Raw genomic sequence first — 18,577 nt, 5'->3', positions numbered from 1 at the left:
CGCCAGGGCGGAATTTCCGTTCTACCCTGGCGGTCCATAATGCCAATGGAAAAAGACACAAAAGGGTGAATTGATGCGGCGAATGTATAGGGGCGTCATCTGCCAGGCCTTGCTGGCCATGGTTTTGGCTATCAGCCTGCCGGGATGGGTAAATGCTGCCACAACCCCGGCGCCAGTCGAAGTCGTCGACAGTTTGCCGCTGTTGCCCGAACACGCCGACCTCAAGCAGCTCAGCCAGCAGCTTGAGCTGATTCGCCAGAGCGTGCCTATCAGTACCAGTGACGAAAAGCTGGCGGAGTTTCGACAGGGCGCATTGCAGGTCCAGCAACGCGCCGCCATGTTGCTCACTGAGCGCGCCACCGAGATGGAGCGCCTTGACGATCAACTCAAGGTATTGGGCGCGGCCCAGCCTGGGGAGGCGCAGAGCCTCACCGACCAGCGCAATGCCCTGACGCGCCAAAAGAACCGCCTGCTTGATGATGAGCAGCAGGCCAAACAACTGAGCCAGACGAGCCGCGAGCTCGCTGCGCAGATCGTCAACCTGCGGCGCAACCTGTTCAATTCCCAGGTCACTTCACGTACCGATACTCCCTTTAGCCCGACGTTCTGGTCGACCTTGATCCGCCCGACCCCGGAAGACCTGCAACGCCTGGACAATCTCAAGGCCGAAGGCATTGTCGCCCTCAAGAGTGCGATCAGCCCCGAGCGCCGCTGGGCGTTCTTCAGCACGCTGTTGGCGGCGGTGCTGATCTGGAGCTTCGGCAGGCGACTGCTTGAGCATCTGCTGACCTGGGCGATGATCCGCTGGCTGCCTGAGGGGCGTTTGCGGCGCAGCACATTGGCGGTGGCGGTGGGGCTATCGTCGATCCTGACGATCATGGGCGCCGTCTCGCTGATGCGCTGGGGGTTGGAAAGCAATGCCGTCTTGAGCGAGAACCTGGCCCGGCTTTCCGATCATCTGGTCACCCTGGCCACGTTCTGTGCATTCATTGCAGGCCTTGGACGCGCCTTGCTGATGCTGCCGCGACCGTCCTGGCGGTTGCCGGCCATTGCCGATGAGATTGCCAGTGCCCTTGGGCCTTTCCCGGCGATTCTGGCGGTGGCGTTGATGCTGGTGGCTACCGAGGAGCGGATCAACAATGTCACGGGCGCGAGCCTGGCGTTGACCGTGGCGCTCAATGGCCTGACGGCGCTGACCACGTCGCTGATCTTTATCGCCGCGTTGCTGCGCGTGCGCCACGTGCGCAAAAAACTTGCGCTGGAGCGCCCTGGCGGGCTCGCCGGTATGCTGCCTTTTGTCGCGTCGATCTGGGTGGCGGTGATTGTCCTGGCGTTGTTCACGGGCTATCTGTCCCTGGCTTACTTCCTGACCGTCAAGCTGCTGTGGGTCAGCGTCGTGGCGGCGACGGCCTACTTGCTGATCGCCTTTTACGGCGACGTTTGTGAAACCCTGCTGTCGCCCAAGCAACCCAGCGGCCTGGCACTGGCCAACGCATTGGGGCTGTCGCCACGGCACCAGGCCCAGGCTTGTACGGTGCTGGCCGGGGTTGGCCGCACGTTGCTGCTGCTTACCGCAGTGATGGCGGCCTTCCTGCCGGCGGGCTCCAGCCCCAGCGAGTTGCTCCAGGGCTTCAGCCAGTTGGGAGAGTCCAGCAAGACCCTGGGCAACCTGCATATTGTTCCCCAGGACATCCTCGTTGCGCTGCTGATGTTTGTCATTGGCTTGTTCGCCGTGCGTACCTTGAAGCGCTGGCTCAGCGAGCGACTGCTGCCGGAAACCAACATGGACGCCGGCATGCGCGCGTCCCTGGTCACCCTGGTGGGCTACCTGGGCTTTGTGCTGTTGAGTCTGTTGGTGATGTCGACCCTGCGGATCAACCTGACCAGCCTGACCTGGGTCGTCAGTGCCTTGTCGGTGGGCATCGGCTTCGGCCTGCAGGCCATTGTGCAGAACTTCATCTCCGGGCTGATCCTGCTGACCGAACGGCCGGTGAAAGTCGGCGATTGGGTCAGCCTGGGCGGGGTCGAGGGCGATATTCGGCGAATCAACGTCAGGGCGACCGAGATCCAGATGTCCGACCGCTCGACGGTGATCGTGCCCAACTCACAGTTCATCTCGCAGAACGTGCGCAACGTCACCATGGGCAACGCGCTCGGCGTGGTGAGTATCACCCTCACATTGCCCCTGGACACCGATGTGTTGAAAGTTCGCGAACTGCTCATGCAGTCGTTTACCGAGCATGAGGCGATTCTGGCTACCCCCGCACCTTCGGTTACCTTCAAGGACCTGACCAGGGACGGCCTGGTCATTGGTGTCAGCGGCTACGTCAACAGCCCGCGCTCGGTATCCGGTACCCGCAGTGATTTGCTGTTTATCCTGCTTGCCCGCCTTCAGGAAATGGGTATTACATTGTCTTCGCCCCAGAGCATGGTATTGATTCCGGGAGAGGGAAGTGCAGCAAGTGGCGAAGTTCCTGTAGGGCAATGACGAGGTGGCGGTGCGTGAAAATAAAAAGCCTGATGACAGTGATTGTTGCTGTCTTGTCCTGTTTTTCCTTAACGGCTTGCCAGAGTAAAGACGTGGCTGAAACTTACAGCTGGTCGGGAACGGTATCTGCACCACAGGAATACCCTATGGAGGTTTACCTGGGCGCCATCATCGCTGAGGATTTTACCTACGGTTTTGATGCGATCTGGGGCACGCAAAATACCGGGTGGGGGGCTCAGGGTGGAACGATGACCACCGGGATCGAAAAAAAGCGCGTGCCCTATCAACTGGAGTTCACCTGGTACTCACTGGTGGAGAGAAAGTTCTACAGCGGTAAATGGGCTTTGGACAAAGAGAAGATAAAGCGCCTCTTGGATGAAGGCTTTATCGACCAGGACACCCATAAAAAAGACACCTACAGCACCTTTATCATCGGGTTGGCACCGCAGGGCCGGGTGGTCCTTTGGCTGAGCGGGGCGGGAAACCAGAAGGAAGTCGGAGTCTTTCAGGCGCAGGCCACAACCATTACCAAGGAAAGCGCCTACAGCAACGCCCAATACATGTTCAAAGACGGCTATGCAGATCGGATGTTGAATGATCCATCCTATAAAACGTTCAGTGCGCAAGTCCGGCAAAAAATACAAACGCAAGGTTATCCTTCGCCGCAAACCTATAGCGTCTACCGGGAAAAATATAGCTGGAGACCTGTGGTTGTCCTGCAGGAGGGCGAGTGGCTGGATTTTGGATTCAGCGCCTACAACGGTGAGCAGGAAAATATATTCGCCAAGGCTCTATTGGATAATCGTTATGAAAAAAGGGCCATTCCTAAGTTTTGCGGCTTCTATTGGCGCAATGGAAACAGTCGGTACGGCGTCTGGATTGACTCTTTCGATGAAAAAGAAATCTTTGATGTTTTCCAGAAGCTGGGCCAACAAAAAGACATAGACCTGCTGGTGAAGGTTGACGCGCAAAACACCCGGGTTTCCCTGGCATTGAGGTCGGGAGCGCAAGAGTTTCCCATCGGCAAAGCAAAAGTCAGGCTGTCTCGTAAAATCGAATAGGCTCCCCCTGCCGATGGGGGGAGCCACACGTGAGGGCTCAAACTAGCAGGGCTGGGCCGCGAGGCTGTTGCTGACATTGCGTCCCAGCACCAACACCGTCACAAAACCAAAGCCCACCAGCACCGTGGCGAGGCTCAGGAGCACCGAGCTGCCCAACTGGTCGACGATCCGTCCACCGAAGAATGAGCCCAGGGCAATAATCACCTGGAACAGCGCGACGAAGAGCGGCATGCCGCGTTCGACATCCTTGGGCGCCACGACAAACATCCAGATACTGGCGCAGGCCGGGAAGGCGCCGAAGGCAAAACCCCAGAGCCCAATCAGCATGGCTGCGCCGGTCATGCCGGTGGCGAAGTGGGGGAACAGGGCGGTGCTGGTGCCGATCATCAGCGCCACCAGCAACAGGGTCAGACGTACGCTGCGGTTGGCGGCAAAGCCGGCAAAAATATTCCCCGCCACCCCAGCCACGCCGAACAGCAGGAGCAACGAGCCGATTGTCGGCCCGTCGAAGCCGGCACTGTGTTTGAAGAACGGCGCGACATAGGTGTACGCGGCAAAGTGCGCCAGGCCGATCAGCAACACCGCGATCAACCCGACCCGCGCTTGGGGGTTGATAAACAAGGCGGGCAGGTCGCTGATGCGGATGGCTTTCTCCGGGTTGAGTCGCGGCAGCAGGAAGATCTGCGCCAGGAGTACCGGGATGCCCATCAGTGCGGTGATCAGGAAGGTCATGCGCCAGCCCATCAGACCGCTAAGCCAGGTGCCTACCGGCACGCCCAGGACGGTGGCGAGGGTCACGCCGACCATGATGATCGAGGTGGCCTGGGCGACGCCCACGCCCTTGGGCGCCAGCCGGCCGCTGAGAGCGATGGCCGTGGCCCAGAAACCGCCAATGCTGATGCCCAGTAGCACGCGGCCCAACAGCAGCAGGCCAAAGTCGCTGGCAAAAGCCACCACCGAGTTGGCGATGATCATGATCAGCGTCAGGCCGATCAACAGATAGCGACGGTCCATGGTGCCAATGCACACCGACAGCAAGGGCGCGGCGAGGGCGGCCATGATGCCGGGCAGGGTCACCATCAACCCGGCGTGACCGGCACTGATGCCCAGGTCACTGGCGACATCATTGAGCACACCTACCGGCAGAAACTCACTGGTCACCAGGGCGAAGGCGCCCACGGCCACCGAGAGAATCGCCAGCCACTGCTGTTTGACACTCTGTTGATTATGTTCGGGAAGACTGCGAGGGGCCGGGCTGGCGCTTGGCATGGTGTTGAGATCCGGGGGGGAATGCAGCCTGAAGCCAGGCCGGGGGAGAATGTGGAGGCGATTATAGGAAGCAGCGTTGGCAATTAAACAGGCCGGTCGGTTTGATAGTCATCATCAATGCAATCAATGCAGCGTCTTGTAGGAGCCGGCTTGCCAGCGAAAATCGTCAATGATAACGCGGGCAACCGGACGAAACGTGGCGTGTTTGAGTTTTTCGCTGGCAAGCCAGCTCCTACAAAACCGTTGGGCGGCAGGGGTTGCTCAATCGTCCATGCTTCATCTGCAGCCCAAGCACGCCCATGGCTACTAACGCCGCACCGGCCCCCGCAATGGGTATATAGGCCAGCCCGAACTGGCTGATCACCCAGCCTGCCCCGATGCCACCCAGCGCAGTGCCGAGGTTGAACGCGGCAATATTGAGCCCCGAAGCCACTGCACTGGATTGGGGGATATGCTGGTGTGCCAGGCGCAGCAAGCGCAGGGTCGACAGGGTCACAATGGCAAAGAACACCACCCCCAACAGCCCCACCAGCATCAAGGTGGCGATGATCGAGTCGCCCCACACATACAAACCCAAGAGGTTGAGCATCAATGCGCTCAACCCGCCGAGCAGGCATCGGTCGGCGTCGAATGCATCCGCGAGGTAACCGCCCAGCACGTTGCCAAGGATGGAGCAGACACCGAACACCAGCATCGCAAAACTCAGCATCTGTGGTTGGACGCGGGTGATATCCAGCAGGAACGGCGACACAAAGGTAAAAAATGAGAACGTCGCCACGCTCACCAGCATTGCGATGCTGGCAGCCATCAACAGTTCGCGTTGCAGCAGGGCGGCGAGGCTTTGTTTCAGGCCGTGCTCTTTGTGCAGTGCGCCGGCGAGTGGCTGGCGCATCAGCAGTATCAGGCCCAAGGCGCTGATCAAGCCCAGGCCGCCAATTGCCAGGAATACCATGCGCCATGACCAGTAGCTGCCGAAGAAGGTACCGATCGGCACGCCAAAGGCGATCGACAGGGTCAGGCCAATCCACACCAGCGATAGCGCCCGCCCGGCCCGTAGCGGGTCAACCAGCTTGACCGCGGCGTTGGAGGCCACGGCCATGAATACACCGTGCGCCAGGCCGATAACGAAGCGCACGCCATGCAGGGTCACGATATCTGCTGCCAGGCTGATGACTACGCTGCCGGTGGCCAGCACGGCCACGGTCAGGAGCAATACGGTTTTGTCGCGCCAAGTGGCCAGCATGGCGGTGATGACCGGGGCACCGATGGCCGCACCCAGGGCGTAGGCCGCGATGGCCGAGCCCACTTGCGAGATGGACTCGTGCAGGTCGATGGCGATTGCCGAAACCAGGCCGGCGACGACGAATTCGGACAAGCCGAATGTGAAGGTACACAGTGAAAAAATGTAGATGACGGCAGGCATAAGAACTCAGTGACGGGAGGAGGGCGAGCGAGGCTTTAGGGGATGATGGGGCGCCGCTCGCCCGCTGGGAAATACTATAAAAGTCTCTGCCTGATACCTTTGACGACGACTAACCCCAGGTCGATGCCACCGAGGCAGGATTGAAATCGAGCATGGCGATAAAACTGTCCAGCAACGGTGATGGGTTGTCGGTGTTCCAGCTCATATACAGGCCGATTGCCGGGTTGGGGGTTGCGCTTACGGGGCCGATCCGCCGAAACACCACCTTGTCGCGCATGATTGACTGGGCAATCGACTCCGGTACCAACGCGACCCCGAAGCCACAGGCCACGAGGCCGATCAAGGTGTGGATCTGCGCGGCCTCCTGCACCACCCTGGGGTAAAACCCGGCGGTTTCACACAGGGCGATAAGCTGGCTGTGATAGCCGGTGCCCAGGGCTTGGGGGGTGAACACGAAGTCTTCGCCAGCGAAGTGCCGCAAATCGATCTGACCAGCAACCGCCTTAGGGTGATCGGCGGGCAGCGCCATCACGATCTCTTCATCCAGCAATAGGCGCGACTCGACGTTTTGCGCCGAAATCGGCAACTTGCGCATGAAGGCAATGTCCGCTTCTCCCGCCACAATCGCCTTGGCCTGACTGGAGGAGGGCATCTCCTTGATGATCAATTGCACCTTGGGGAAGTGTTCACGAAATCGGCGCAGGCTACTGAGCAGCGACTCGTAGTAGCTGATCGACACGGCAGTCACGGTCAACGTGCCCGCGATCCCTTCGGACACCTGGCGAGCGTGTTCGATGCCCAGCTCCAGTTCCTTGAGGGTGCTATAGGCGGCGTGCAGGAACGCGTCACCGGCCGGGGTCAGTTTTACCCCGCGTTTGCTGCGGTTGAACAGGCTGAACCCCAGCTTGCCCTCCAGGCGGTTGATGGCCTGGCTCAGCGGCGGTTGAGCCATGTGCAGGCGGATCGCCGCCTTATGAAAGTGCAGCTCTTCAGCCACGGCAATGAACTGGCGCAGCAGGCGGGTTTCGATCATGTCTTCTGTTCCTTCATTTGAACCGATCAGTGGGCCAGGCGCGGCAATGGTAGCGCTTATTCGCCCGCGTCGAGCCCCGACCTCTTGTCACTGCCCGTCCGCCCACCCCGGCTGGCGCCCGAACTCCTCGAACAGCTCAAGAATGGTGGCCTTGACCTTCTGTACCGCGTTGCTCTCGACCACCGTGTCATGCCAGCACAGTGAAAGGTCGCGCTTGAACAGCCGATGATCGATCCTGGCCAGCTTGAGCCGGTGCTGAGGCAACTCGGCATGGGCCGCAGCCCACGGCAGGATCGTGACACCCAACTGCGCCTTGACGGCTGAGAACAACAGGTCGGTGGAGTTGGCTTCAAACTCAACCTCGCATTTGAGGCCGGCCTCCTGCAGGGCAAACTCGACCCGATTGCGAATGGTATTGGGCGCACAGGGCAGCACCAGCGGCATCTTTGCCAAGGCCTCGATGGATACCGGTTCATCGGGCAATTCAAATGCCGGCCACGCCACCAGGTACAGGGTTTCGGTCAACAGGCGCTGGAACGCCATGCCACGGGTTTCGACCACGTCTACGTTGACTGCCAGTGCCACCCGTCCCACGGTGATCAGGCGCCCGAGTTCGGCGCTGGGAGCATCGATCAACTCCAGCTTGATGCCGGGATAACGCCGGCCAATCGCGCGCGCCAGAGGAATGGCCAGCATGCGCGCGGTGCTCGATGGCATGCCGACCGAGACTTTACCTTGCGGGAAGTCGGCGTCCTGGCGCAGCAGTTCCTGGGTGCCATCAGCTTGGCGCAGCAGCTCGACGGCATGCCGGTAAAGGGTCTGCCCGGCCGCCGTGGCGACCACTCCGTGCACGCTGCGTTCAAGCAACGGCATGCCCATATCCAGTTCCAGATTGCGCATCTGCTGACTGATTGCGGGCTGTGCAATATGCAGCGCTTCACTGGCGCGGGTAATGTTGCCGCACTCAATGACCTTGATGAAGTAGCGCAGTTGGCGCAGGTCCATGGGTACCTCTTGAGCCATATGATTTTCCGATGAGATCAGAGGAATATCATATTTTTAGTTTATGAGATACGGCGCCTAGACTCGGACCACAACCCACCAAGCGTTCTTCACTGGAGAACCCTATGCAAGCTTTGCAAGGCGTGAAAATCGTCGACCTGAGTCGCGCGCTGTCGGGGCCGTTCTGCACCATGGTCCTGGCAGACCTGGGCGCCGATGTGATCAAGATCGAGCCCGGCCCGACGGGCGACATGAGCCGTACCTGGGGCCCCTTCGACCGAGGGGTGAGCACCTACTACCTATCCTGCAACCGCAACAAGCGCGGCATGTGCATTGACCTGCGCAACCCCAAGGGGCTGGCCACCGTCCAGCGCTTGATCGATGACGCCGACGTTGTCATCGAGAACTTCAAACCCGGCACCCTGCACAGCATGGGCCTGGGCTATGACGTGCTCAGCGCCCGCAATCCACGGCTGGTGATGGGCAGCATCAATGCCTTTGGCAGCGACGGGCCGATGAGCAGTTGGCCGGGCTTCGACCAAATCGCCCAGGGCTACTCGGGCCTGATGAGCCTGACCGGTTTCGGCGATGGCGACCCGACGCGCACGGGCACCGCCATCGGCGACCTGACCTCGGGCATGTGGCTGGTGACCGCGGTGTTGGCCGCGCTGCTGGAGCGTGAACGCACCGGCTGCGGCCAACATGTCAGCACCTCGCTGCTGGCCAGCCTGGTGGGGTTGTTGAGTGTGCACGGCCAGCGTTATCTCAGCCTGGGGGATGTGCCGCGTCGCACCGGCAACGCCCATTCGGTGATTGCGCCTTACGGCGTATTCCAGACCCAGGATGGCCCGCTTAATCTGGCGCCGATTACCTCCGCCATGTGGGTGCGCCTGTGTGTACTGCTGGATTTGCCCGGGCTGCCGGACGATCCACGCTTCGCCACCAATGAGGCGCGGGTCGAACGGCGTGACGAATTGCGTGGCATTCTGGAGAGCCGCTTGAAAACCCGCAGCAAGCGCGAATGGACGGCCATGTTCGTCGACGCCGGCTTACCCGCTGGCCCCATCAATACCCTCGATGAGGTTTTCGCCGACCCCCAGGTATTGCACAGCCAACTGACCGAGACCCTCACGCACCCCACACTCGGCGCACTGCGCCAGGTCGTGACCCCGGTGTTTGGCGCCAATGCCGGCGCTGCCAGTCGCCCGCCGCCACTGCTGGGCGAGCACACCGTCGAAGTGCTGCGTGAAGCCGGTTTCGACACTGCATCGATCAACGCACTGCTCGCCGCGCAAGTAGTGTTCCAAGACTGTGCCCCATCAACAGGAACCGCACCATGAATCCAACGTCTTGCGCAACCGTGACCGTCAACCAGCTCGACCCGCGCATCGCGCGGCTGGTCTTCAGCAATCCCACCCACCGCAATGCGCTCAGCGCACAATTGCTGCAGTCACTCGACGAGAGCCTCACGGCCCTAGCGGCACAACGCATTCCGGTAGTGATCCTGGGCAGCGAAGTCGGCCAGTCGGTGTGGAGCGCCGGCCATGACATTCGTGAACTGCAACACGACCGCGACCCGATTGCCTACGGCAAACCGCTCGAGCGCGTATTGCGCAGCATCCGCGCCTATCCCGGGGTGGTGATTGCCCTGGTGTCCGGCTCGGTATGGGGCGGTGCAGTGGACCTGGTGATGAGCTGCGACATGGTCGTGGCAGATCACAGCGCGAGCTTCGCCATGACCCCCGTGAACATTGGCTTGCCGTACACCACCAGCGGTCTGCTGCGCTTTTTCCACAACTTGCCGATTCATGTGCTCAAGGAACTGTTCTTCACGGCAAACAAGCTTGATGTGCAACGTGCCGAACGCTATGGCCTGGTCAACCGCCTGGTCGACAGCGATGTGCTGGAAGCCACCGCTCTGGAACTGGCCCAAGGCATCGCCAGCAAAGCGCCGCTGGCCGTCGCGGCGGTCAAGGAGCAACTGCGCATCCTCGAAGACCTGCAGCCGATGCCGGTGCAGGCCATGGAACAGATCGCCGAATTGCGCCGCCAGGCCTGCGCAAGCGCCGATTTTGGCGAAGGCCTGGCAGCCTTTGCCGAGCGCCGGCCGGCGGTGTTCAGCGGCAACTAATTGAACACCGCCCTTGTGGCGAGGGGGCTCGTCCCCCGCTGGGCTGCGCAGCAGCCCCAATAAGGGCTACCGAGTAGGCCGAGGCGCAAGGTTTTGGGGCTGCTATGCAGCCCAGCGGGGGACAAGCCCCCGCGCCACATCCCGAAAAAACAATAACAAGGGCGGTACCTGCGGGACCGTCCGACTGCGGGGAGTCAGATTGCAATGAACAATGAAATTCTGTCGATTGTGGTGCTGGTGGTCATCTTCGGCATCGCCAGCGTGTTGCCCATCAATATGGGCGCGCTGGCCTTTGCGGCGGCCTTTGTGGTCGGCTCGGTGATCCTGGAAATGACCCCGGCGACGATCTTTGCCGGCTTTCCCAGTGACCTGTTCCTGACACTGGTCGGGGTCACATACCTGTTCGGCATCGCGCAGAACAATGGCACCATCGACTGGCTGATCGAGCGCGCCGTGTTGATGGTGCGTGGACACGTTGCCTGGATCCCCTGGGTGATGTTCGTGGTGGCGGCATTGCTCACCGGATTCGGCGCGCTGAGCCCGGCAGTGGCGGCGATTCTTGCGCCGATTGCACTGAACTTCGCGGTGCAGTACCGCATTAATCCGGTGCTGATGGGGCTCATGGTGATCCACGGTGCCCAGGGCGGCAGCTTCTCGCCGGTGAGTATTTTCGGCGGTATCACCAATCAGATCGTGGCCTCCTCTGGACTGCCTTATGCGCCGTTCACGCTGTTTATCACCAGCCTGCTGTTCAACCTGGGGATTGCCATGGTGGTCTTCGTCGTCTTCGGTGGTTTGCGCAGCGCGCGCCTGTCGTTGGCACCGGTCGCGTTCGGCCCCACCTTGCATACGGCGGGCGCCTCCCTGGCGATTCTCGGGCATGGCGGCACGCCGGCGTCCCCGGCCTATCACCGCACCGACCTGACGGGCGCCGGCGCACCGCTGCAGGCCGTCAGTGGCCTGGACGGGGCCAAGCTGTCGACACTGATCGGGCTGTTGGCCCTGGCGATTTCGGCCCTGGTGTTCAAGTTCAATATCGGCCTGGTGGCGATGACGGTCGCGGTGGTGCTGGCCATGTTCGCGCCCACGGCGCAGAAGGCGGCCATCGATAAGGTCAGTTGGTCGACGGTGTTGCTGATCACCGGGATCATCACCTACATCGGCGTGATGCAGACCATCGGCACCATCGACTATGTCGCCCATGGCATCTCCGGCCTGGGAGAACCGTTGCTAGTGGCGCTGCTGCTGTGCTTCACCGCCGCGATCATCTCATCCTTCGCCTCGTCCACTGCATTGCTGGGGGTGATTATTCCCCTGGCCGTGCCATTCTTGAGCCAGGGCCATATCAGTGCAGTCGGCGTGGTCGCGGCCATCGCCATTTCCACCACCATCGTCGACACCAGCCCGTTCTCCACCAATGGCGCACTGGTGGTTGCCAATACACCGGCGCCGGAGCGCGAAAAGGTGTTACGCAGCCTGTTGATCTACAGCGCGGTCATTGCCCTTGTGGGGCCGTGTGTTGCGTGGTTGACCCTGGTGGTGCCCGGAGTGCTTTGACGAGCGGGTTGAACAGTGGCTCCAGGGCCAGTCGCGCACGACTCTCCTGGAGCGCCGCCTCGACTGCCTCTGCACCGAATACCAACCCCTGGAGGTAGGTGAAGTGCGGGTCGAGCAACCCGAGCGTGCCCAGGACCTGACGTAGGTAGGGCGTCAGAAAGTCCGGTTGCCGTGCCTTCTCGCCCTGATGAAAACCGCCGGAGCCGACCAGTTCGAGCCTTGGGTGGTGCTGGCGCAGGGTTTTCACTAACTCCAATGCCAATTGGTTCGCATGGGAAACCTGGCCATTGGGGCTGGCGTTGATCAATAGAACACTATTCATGCGTGATTCTCTGTCTGAAGGCTCTGGGTGAAGTGCATGCCGTGGGCCAGCAGCCCTTGGCGAAAGTAGAAACGTTGGGCCAGCGGCGTATGCAGCCCGGTGTCCAGTACGAAATGGGTGCTACCGCGCTGCACGGCTTCAACGCGAACAGCGCCCAGGCCGCTGCGCTGCAGGTCTGGGTGCACCACCAGATCATCGACGTAGATAAAGCGCCCGTAGAGAGGTTTTCCAACTCGCGATAACCGGCCAGGCCGACCATTTGCCCAGCGTCCCACGCGGCCAGTAAACGGTAGCCTCGCGCGGTTTGGCGCAGCAGTTGCGCCACATAGTTGGCCGGGGCGGCGACATGGGGACGCAGTACGCGCACAAGGTTGAAACTGGCCTCGAAGGCCTGCGCGACGGCAATGATGTTGAACTGGCCCAAAGCCCCTTGTAGGAGCGAGCTTGCTCGCGAAGGTCGTCAACGATAACGCGGGGAACCTGACCCCCCGCGTTGCTCTCAGGTTTTTTCGCGAGCAAGCTCGCTCCTACAGTGGGCGGGGTTGGAACGTCTGTCGGTATTCACCTAGTGTCGCCCAGGCCCAAAGCCCCTTGTAGGAGCGAGCTTGCTCGCGAAGGTCGTTAACGATAACGCGGGGAACCTGACCCCCCCCCCGCGTTGCTCTCAGGTTTTTCGCGAGCAAGCTCGCTCCTACAGTGGGCGGGGTTGGAACGTCTGTCGGTATTCACCTAGTGTCGCCCAGGCCCAAAGCCCCTTGTAGGAGCGAGCTTGCTCGCGAAGGTCGTTAACGATAACGCGGGGAACCTGACCCCCCGCGTTGCTCTCAGGTTTTTCGCGAGCAAGCTCGCTCCTACAGTGGGCGGGGTTGGAACGTCTGTCGGTATTCACCTAGTGTCGCCCAGGCCCAAAGCCCCTTGTAGGAGCGAGCTTGCTCGCGAAGGTCGTTAACGATAACGCGGGGAACCTGACTCCCCGCGTTGCCCTCAGGCTTTTCGCGAGCAAGCTCGCTCCTACAGTGGGTGGGGTTGGAACGTCTGTCGGTATTCACCCTGCATCGCCCTGGCCCAAATTATTTCACCGCAGGCTGGCCCACCGGCACGCGTCTTTCTTCGCTCGTCAGCAGGCGGATCAGGGGCGAGGCGATAAAGGTGCTGATAATGGCCATGATCACCAGCATGGTGAAGTACTCCTTGGGCAACACGCCCAGGTCATAGCCCACGTTAAGCACCACCAATTCCATCAGCGCCCGGGTGTTCATGCACACGCCGATCAGCGCGCTGTTGCGCGGTGTCTCGCCCAGCCAGCGGCTGGCGCCATAGGCCCCGAAGAATTTGCTGGCGAACGCCACCAGGCACACCAAAAAGCAATTGAGCAGCGCTGTGTCGCCGTTGAGCGAACCGATGTCGGTGCGCAGGCCGGTGTAGGCAAAGAACACCGGCAGGAAAAACGCATTCACCAGCCCACTGACCTTGGCATTCCACTGTGTGACAAAGGGCCGGTGGGTGTGCAGGGCGACGCCGATGATAAAGCCGCCGATGATCGAAAATACGCCGATCAGGTTGGTAATCACCGCACTGCCAAACAGCACGATCAGCATCAGCGATATGCCCTGGGCCGACAGCGGTTTGCGCTCCAGGTCGCCGATGATCCAGCGCAGCACCAGGGGCCGCACCACCCACAGTACCAACACGATAAACACGGCCAGCGCGAGGATTCTGCCCAGGGAGGCCCACACGCTGAAGTTGGACGCGATGATCGAAGTCACCCCGCCAAGGATCAGCCAACCGCACACATCATCGATGGCCGCCGCGCCAATCGTCAGGGTGGCCACGCGGGAGCGGGACAGCCCCAGTTCCATGAAAATCCGCCCGAGGATCGGCAGGGCGGTGATCGACAGCGCCGTGGCAAAAAACAGTTGGAAGGCCAGCAGCGGTGGCTTGTCGCCGACGATCTGTTGCCAAAAGTACTCGGCTACCAGGAAACCACTGGCAAACGGCACCAGCAGTCCACCCAGGCTGATGGCCATGATCGAGCGCTTACGCCCCTTGAGGTGGGCACCGAATTCAAATTCCAGGCCCACCTGGAACATCAGCAGAATCAGGCCGACCTGGGCCGTGGCGACAAAGGCGGTGGAGGTTTGCGGCACAAAGATACTGCTCAGCAGTTCCGGGAAAAAATAACCCAGCAGGCTCGGGCCCAGGACCAGCCCGGCGAGAATCTCCCCGGCCACCGGGGTTTGCCCCAGGCAGCGGGTGCTGAGCCAGGAGATCAAGCGGCTGGCGCTGAAAATCACGATCAGTTGGATCAGGAACAACAAGGTCAAGTGCTCGGCCTGGGAACCTACGGCCGATTGCCCGCCCGCAGGCGCAGGGGGTTGTAGCGTGATAGCGCTGGTGTTGGTTTGCATGGGGTGTCCTAGTGCTTGAAGGGTTAGAGCGGGGGCTTGCGCCAGCCGCCGAATTCCATTTCCAGAAAGCGCGCCGCTTCCAGTAACAACCCGTCCTGGCCCAGCCCGGCCACCAGTTGCACGGCCACCGGGCAGCCCTGGTCGAGGCGCCCGGTGGGCACGCAAAGGGCCGGAAAACCGAGAACATTGAACAGCGCGCAATAGCCGATATCGAACGGGCGCTTCAGGGCACTGCCATGGGCCGGCGCCACGGTTGGGGTGGCCGGCAATACCAGAATGCTCTGGCCGTCGAACAGCCCGGCCAGGGTCTGCTGCAGGTGATCGCGCTGCTTGAGGAACCGCGAGAGCCCCGGGTTACCCAGTCGATCGCCGCAGCTGTCCATAAGGCTGGCGAGCAGTGGCCCCCTTGAAAATTGCGGCTTGCCGGCCAGGGCGGCATACAACGCCCGTGGATAGTTCAGTGGCTGCCCATCCCCGAGGTAGTCGGCCAGGTGAATGCGGGTCTCGCACTTGAGGACGGCCAGCCAGATAAAAAAGGCGTTGGTCAAACAGCCCTCATTCCAGGCGTGCACCGCCACGCCCTGGTCGGCATAACGCTGGCCGGTCTCGATCACCCCGGCAGTCACGGCGGGCGAGACTGGCGTACCCCATTTGAGAGGGGCTGGCAGGCAGACGAATACGCGCTTGAGCGTCGTGGCCTGGGGCGGTTGCTGATAGCCCGAGTGGATATTGCGGTCGATGCCGTCGCTGCCGGCGATGACCTCCAGTACTGCGCCCAGGTCCTCTGCATACCGGCACAAGGGGCCGGCGGCGAAGTGGCTGGCAACGGCTTGGGACACCGGCAGTGACACCCGCTGCTCATCCAGCGGCAGATGTCCGCTCAGCGGCACCAGCCCCCCGCGACGGCTTCAAACCAAAGATCCCATTGAACGCCGCCGGGATGCGGATCGAGCCGCCGCCGTCGGTGCCCAGGGCAAAGGGCACGCATCCGCTGGCGACCATCACTGAGTCACCGCCGCTGCTGCCGCCGGCGGTGCGTGAGGGGTCGTAGGGGTTGAGTGTGCGGCCATACACCAGGTTGTCCGTTTCGGGCCACAGCGCCATCTCTGCCTGATTGCCCAGGGCCAGCGGGATGGCGCCGGCTGCCATCAGCCGCGTGGCGACCGTGGCGGTGCTGCGGGCGCGGGTGTTGCTGCGCAGGCGTGAACCGCAGGTCTTGGGCTGCCCCGCAAGACCCAGGCCTTCCTTCATGGAGAAGGGCACACCGTGCAAGCGCCCCAATGGCCGACCCTTGAGCACATCCTCTTCGGCTCGGCGGGCGGCGTCGCGGGCAGACTCGAACAGGTCGACCGCCATGGCATTGCATAGCGGCTGGACCTGCTCCAGGCGCGCAATGCATTGCTCGATCAGCTCCACCGGCGATATCTGCTTGCCGCGGATCAACCACGCCAGTTGCACGGCACTCAGTTCCAGCAAGTCTGCCCGGACCTGCGCCATGCCATTCATCCGCGACGTACCAGATCGAGGAAGCCACCTTCCTTGCCGAACGGCGACTTGAGCAGCTCTGGCGACTCGCCATATTTGTAGAACAGAGAAGGGCGCAGACGCAGGACCGCAGCCCGAGCCAGGTCCTGCACGGCGCCACAGCCATGGCGCAGCAACAACGTGAGGTGACGCGCGGACAGCGACCACTTGACCATTTTCATCAGCCGCACCCTTAGCAAGGCCGAACGCAAGTAGTAGTTGGACGCGTAGATCGGTCGTGCGCGGTTTTCCGCCTTGTACAGGTCGAAGTTGATGGTGCGCGAGTAGAGGTTGGGCATCATCGTCGGGCTCAAGCCCGGGTTGGAGCGGCGGATCTCTTGCAGCAGGCAGGCAAACGGCAGGGGCGAGGGTTGCATCTCGCGGGTGTAGCGCGGCAGTAGGTCAGCAAACTGCTGGGCCTGATGACCATCGAGAAAATCCCCGGTCATGTACATCGGTAGCACCACATGGAAGTACGCCATGTTGGCGAACAGCAGGGTCCAGCCCATCATGAACGGGTCGTCCATCACCTCGTACCACTTGCTCCAGGTGTCCTGCAGGGCCAGTTGCGCCTGGATGTGCGACTCCAGGCAATTGACGTAGGCGGGCGTCAGGCTGCCGTGGATATCCTTCTCGATCATTGCCGCGACTTGTGGGATCTGCTGCGCCACATAGGCCAGCCCGGCGCTGTTGGCCGGGTCGAAGGTAAACGCCGCGTCGCCCAGCAGGAACCAGCCTTCGGTCGAGTAGTATTGCCGCGCCTCGTACATGTAGTTGTGCATGGCCTGGGTATCGACCAGTTGGCCCGACTCGATCAACTCGGTAATCACCGGATGGTCGGCCATGACCTTTTCCTTGAAGGCCTCCAGGGTGCTGATTTTCTGCTCGATCATGTCCGGCCGGTAGGTGATGCCGATGCTGATCATCTCGTTGCCGTCATCGCTGCGCATCGGGATCATCCAGATCCAGTAGCCCTTGCCATAAAAATGGTGAGTCACGTAGTACGGGTCGTAGCAGTGATGCTTGTCCTTGTGCGCGGTGATGCTGGACAAGATGCTGCGGTCAAAGTCCTTGAGCCTGAGCCAGAAGGTACTGCGCTGGTAAGTCGCCTCTTTGTGCAGCTTGAGTTTTTTTGCCATGAAGCGATTACGGCCAGTGGCGTCCACCACCCAATCGGCGGTCAGTTGCTGTTGCTCATCGGCGGCGCTGCGCAGGGTCAGCAGGTGGGTGGCGTGCTCACCGGCATTGAGGTCGACGGCGGTGACATCGGCCTCAATCATGTGTACCTGGTGATCACCGACAATCTGGCGCAGGTCCTTGTCGAAGCTGAAGCGGTTGAGGTTGTAGGCCGGCATGCGGATCACGCCCGGCGCCTCGTGCACCACGTAGTTGCGGCACTCGGGGTTGTTGCGCAGCTTCAGGTAATAGGTCAGGCCGTACTTGTGGTAGTGCTTTTCTTCCAGCAGGCGCCCCAGCCCCAGGCCCTTGAAGAAGTGGGTGGTCAACTCGACCGTGGACTCGCCGACGATCGGGCGCTTGCGGTCCGGGCGCCCGATCAGGATGACTTCGACACCCGGTAGCCTTTTTTTGAAGTACAGCGCGGCCAGGTGACCGGCTACACCGGCCCCCATGATTGCGATTCGTTTCATGTCGTCAGTCCCTGAACAAGTGGGTTCGCCAAAGGCGTGGCTGCCTTCGGCGAGGGTTGCCGTTTATGCGCGGCTGGCGGCCGTGATCAATTGCTCTGGCTCTACCCGTTGCGAGTAGTCCACGTTGACGAAGGCGGCGCGGATCAGCCCGTCCTGGCCGATCACAAAGGCGCTGGCCATGGGCAAGGTCAGGGCGTCGGAGCCGTTGAACAGCTCGAGGTCGGCGCCCAGGGAGCGGTAGACCTCAGCCAGTTCGTCTTCGAGCTTGAATACGATGCCGTACTGGCGCGCCAGTTGGTTGTCGGCATCGCTGAGCAACAGGTATTTGATGCCGAGGGCCTCGCGGGTCTTGCGCGAGAACTCAGGCGTTTGTGGCGACACCGCCACCAAGGTGGCGCCCGAGGCGGCCAGGTCCGCGACCATCTGCTGGTAGGCGGTCAACGCCTGGCCGCAGAAGGGGCACCACAGGCCTCGGTAGAACACCAGCACCAATGGGCCTTTATCCAGCAACTGGCGCAGGTCTACCGCCTGTTCGTCAGCGTCCTTGAGCACCGCCAGGGGCGCCTTGTCGCTGGCCTTCAGGGCCTTGTCGCCCAAATGGCTGTCGAGCAGCGTCTGTAGCGATGCCTGGAACTTGTGCAGGACTTCGGTAGGCAGCTGGGCCATCTGGTCCTTGACGGTTTGTAGCTTGTCCTTGAGCGACATGGGTG

General features: G+C 61.5%; 15 protein-coding genes and 2 pseudogenes. 6 read left to right on the top strand and 11 right to left on the bottom strand.

Annotation, left to right across the window (positions count from 1 at the left end; genetic code table 11):
- Positions 1 to 73: 73 nt before the first annotated feature.
- Together JTY93_RS14660 and JTY93_RS14655 are read left to right on the top strand one after the other, a co-directional pair.
- Positions 74 to 2,488, top strand: a complete 2,415-nt coding sequence (locus tag JTY93_RS14660) for a DUF3772 domain-containing protein (protein ID WP_205475684.1) — start codon at positions 74 to 76, stop codon at positions 2,486 to 2,488.
- Positions 2,489 to 2,502: 14 nt separating this feature from the next.
- A complete protein-coding gene (locus tag JTY93_RS14655) occupies positions 2,503 to 3,549 on the top strand; it encodes a DUF2931 family protein (protein WP_205475683.1) in 1,047 nt (348 codons plus the stop codon).
- A 42-nt stretch (positions 3,550 to 3,591) separates the two neighbouring features.
- Here JTY93_RS14655 and JTY93_RS14650 read toward each other — a convergent pair whose 3' ends face one another.
- The 4 genes from JTY93_RS14650 to JTY93_RS14635 all read right to left on the bottom strand — a co-directional run bounded on the left by JTY93_RS14650 (position 3,592) and on the right by JTY93_RS14635 (position 8,297).
- The gene (locus JTY93_RS14650; RefSeq protein WP_169992965.1) at positions 3,592 to 4,818 is read right to left on the bottom strand and encodes an MFS transporter; all 1,227 of its coding nucleotides are present in this window, start codon (positions 4,816 to 4,818) and stop codon (positions 3,592 to 3,594) included.
- A gap of 232 nt (positions 4,819 to 5,050) precedes the next feature.
- Positions 5,051 to 6,241: an MFS transporter gene (locus JTY93_RS14645; RefSeq protein WP_205475682.1), complete on the bottom strand. Its 1,191-nt coding sequence runs from the start codon at positions 6,239 to 6,241 to the stop codon at positions 5,051 to 5,053.
- A gap of 109 nt (positions 6,242 to 6,350) precedes the next feature.
- Positions 6,351 to 7,274 carry a LysR family transcriptional regulator gene (locus tag JTY93_RS14640; protein WP_205475681.1) on the bottom strand — a complete coding sequence of 308 codons (924 nt, stop codon included), beginning with the start codon at positions 7,272 to 7,274 and terminating at the stop codon, positions 6,351 to 6,353.
- 87 nt (positions 7,275 to 7,361) lie between these two features.
- Positions 7,362 to 8,297 (bottom strand): LysR substrate-binding domain-containing protein, encoded by a 936-nt coding sequence (locus JTY93_RS14635; protein WP_240344144.1) that lies wholly within the window; start codon positions 8,295 to 8,297, stop codon positions 7,362 to 7,364.
- 104 nt (positions 8,298 to 8,401) lie between these two features.
- Between JTY93_RS14635 and JTY93_RS14630 the strand changes: the two genes are divergently transcribed.
- The 3 genes from JTY93_RS14630 (at position 8,402) to JTY93_RS14620 (ending at position 11,964) form a co-directional block, all read left to right on the top strand.
- A complete protein-coding gene (locus JTY93_RS14630; RefSeq protein WP_205475680.1) occupies positions 8,402 to 9,616 on the top strand; it encodes a CaiB/BaiF CoA transferase family protein in 1,215 nt (404 codons plus the stop codon).
- Complete coding sequence (gene scpB, locus JTY93_RS14625) at positions 9,613 to 10,407, top strand: methylmalonyl-CoA decarboxylase (protein WP_205475679.1); 795 nt, start codon at positions 9,613 to 9,615, stop codon at positions 10,405 to 10,407. Before JTY93_RS14630 ends, scpB begins: the two co-directional genes overlap by 4 nt.
- 204 nt (positions 10,408 to 10,611) lie before the next feature.
- Complete coding sequence (locus JTY93_RS14620) at positions 10,612 to 11,964, top strand: SLC13 family permease (RefSeq protein ID WP_205475678.1); 1,353 nt, start codon at positions 10,612 to 10,614, stop codon at positions 11,962 to 11,964.
- On the opposite strand, the gene JTY93_RS14615 is transcribed toward JTY93_RS14620, so the two are convergent.
- Positions 11,903 to 12,286, bottom strand: a complete 384-nt coding sequence (locus JTY93_RS14615; protein ID WP_205475677.1) for a hypothetical protein — start codon at positions 12,284 to 12,286, stop codon at positions 11,903 to 11,905. The genes JTY93_RS14620 and JTY93_RS14615 overlap by 62 nt on opposite strands.
- Positions 12,283 to 12,710: pseudogene (locus tag JTY93_RS14610) on the bottom strand (GNAT family N-acetyltransferase). Before JTY93_RS14610 ends, JTY93_RS14615 begins: the two are co-directional and overlap by 4 nt.
- A gap of 345 nt (positions 12,711 to 13,055) precedes the next feature.
- On the opposite strand from JTY93_RS14610, the pseudogene JTY93_RS29110 reads away from it, so the two are divergent.
- A pseudogene (locus JTY93_RS29110) lies at positions 13,056 to 13,145 on the top strand (outer membrane lipoprotein carrier protein LolA); the annotation flags it as partial.
- 211 nt (positions 13,146 to 13,356) lie between these two features.
- Here the strand turns inward: JTY93_RS29110 and JTY93_RS14605 are convergent.
- From JTY93_RS14605 to JTY93_RS14590, 5 genes are all read right to left on the bottom strand, one after another.
- On the bottom strand, positions 13,357 to 14,694 hold the full coding sequence (locus tag JTY93_RS14605) for a cation:proton antiporter (RefSeq protein WP_205475676.1): 1,338 nt from the start codon (positions 14,692 to 14,694) through the stop codon (positions 13,357 to 13,359).
- A 23-nt stretch (positions 14,695 to 14,717) separates the two neighbouring features.
- The gene (locus tag JTY93_RS14600) at positions 14,718 to 15,584 is read right to left on the bottom strand and encodes an amidase family protein (protein WP_275899785.1); all 867 of its coding nucleotides are present in this window, start codon (positions 15,582 to 15,584) and stop codon (positions 14,718 to 14,720) included.
- Positions 15,553 to 16,191 (bottom strand): amidase, encoded by a 639-nt coding sequence (locus JTY93_RS29590; protein WP_275899784.1) that lies wholly within the window; start codon positions 16,189 to 16,191, stop codon positions 15,553 to 15,555. Before JTY93_RS29590 ends, JTY93_RS14600 begins: the two co-directional genes overlap by 32 nt.
- Positions 16,192 to 16,196: 5 nt before the next feature.
- The gene (locus tag JTY93_RS14595) at positions 16,197 to 17,867 is read right to left on the bottom strand and encodes an NAD(P)/FAD-dependent oxidoreductase (RefSeq protein ID WP_205475674.1); all 1,671 of its coding nucleotides are present in this window, start codon (positions 17,865 to 17,867) and stop codon (positions 16,197 to 16,199) included.
- Between the two features lie 63 nt (positions 17,868 to 17,930).
- Complete coding sequence (locus tag JTY93_RS14590) at positions 17,931 to 18,572, bottom strand: peroxiredoxin-like family protein (protein WP_205475673.1); 642 nt, start codon at positions 18,570 to 18,572, stop codon at positions 17,931 to 17,933.
- Between the last annotated feature and the right edge of the window lie 5 nt (positions 18,573 to 18,577).

Source organism: Pseudomonas hygromyciniae (genome assembly GCF_016925675.1).
GTDB lineage: Bacteria > Pseudomonadota > Gammaproteobacteria > Pseudomonadales > Pseudomonadaceae > Aquipseudomonas > Aquipseudomonas hygromyciniae.
Note: the sequence above shows the minus strand (reverse complement) of the source record. Positions and strands in the feature narration are given on the sequence as shown.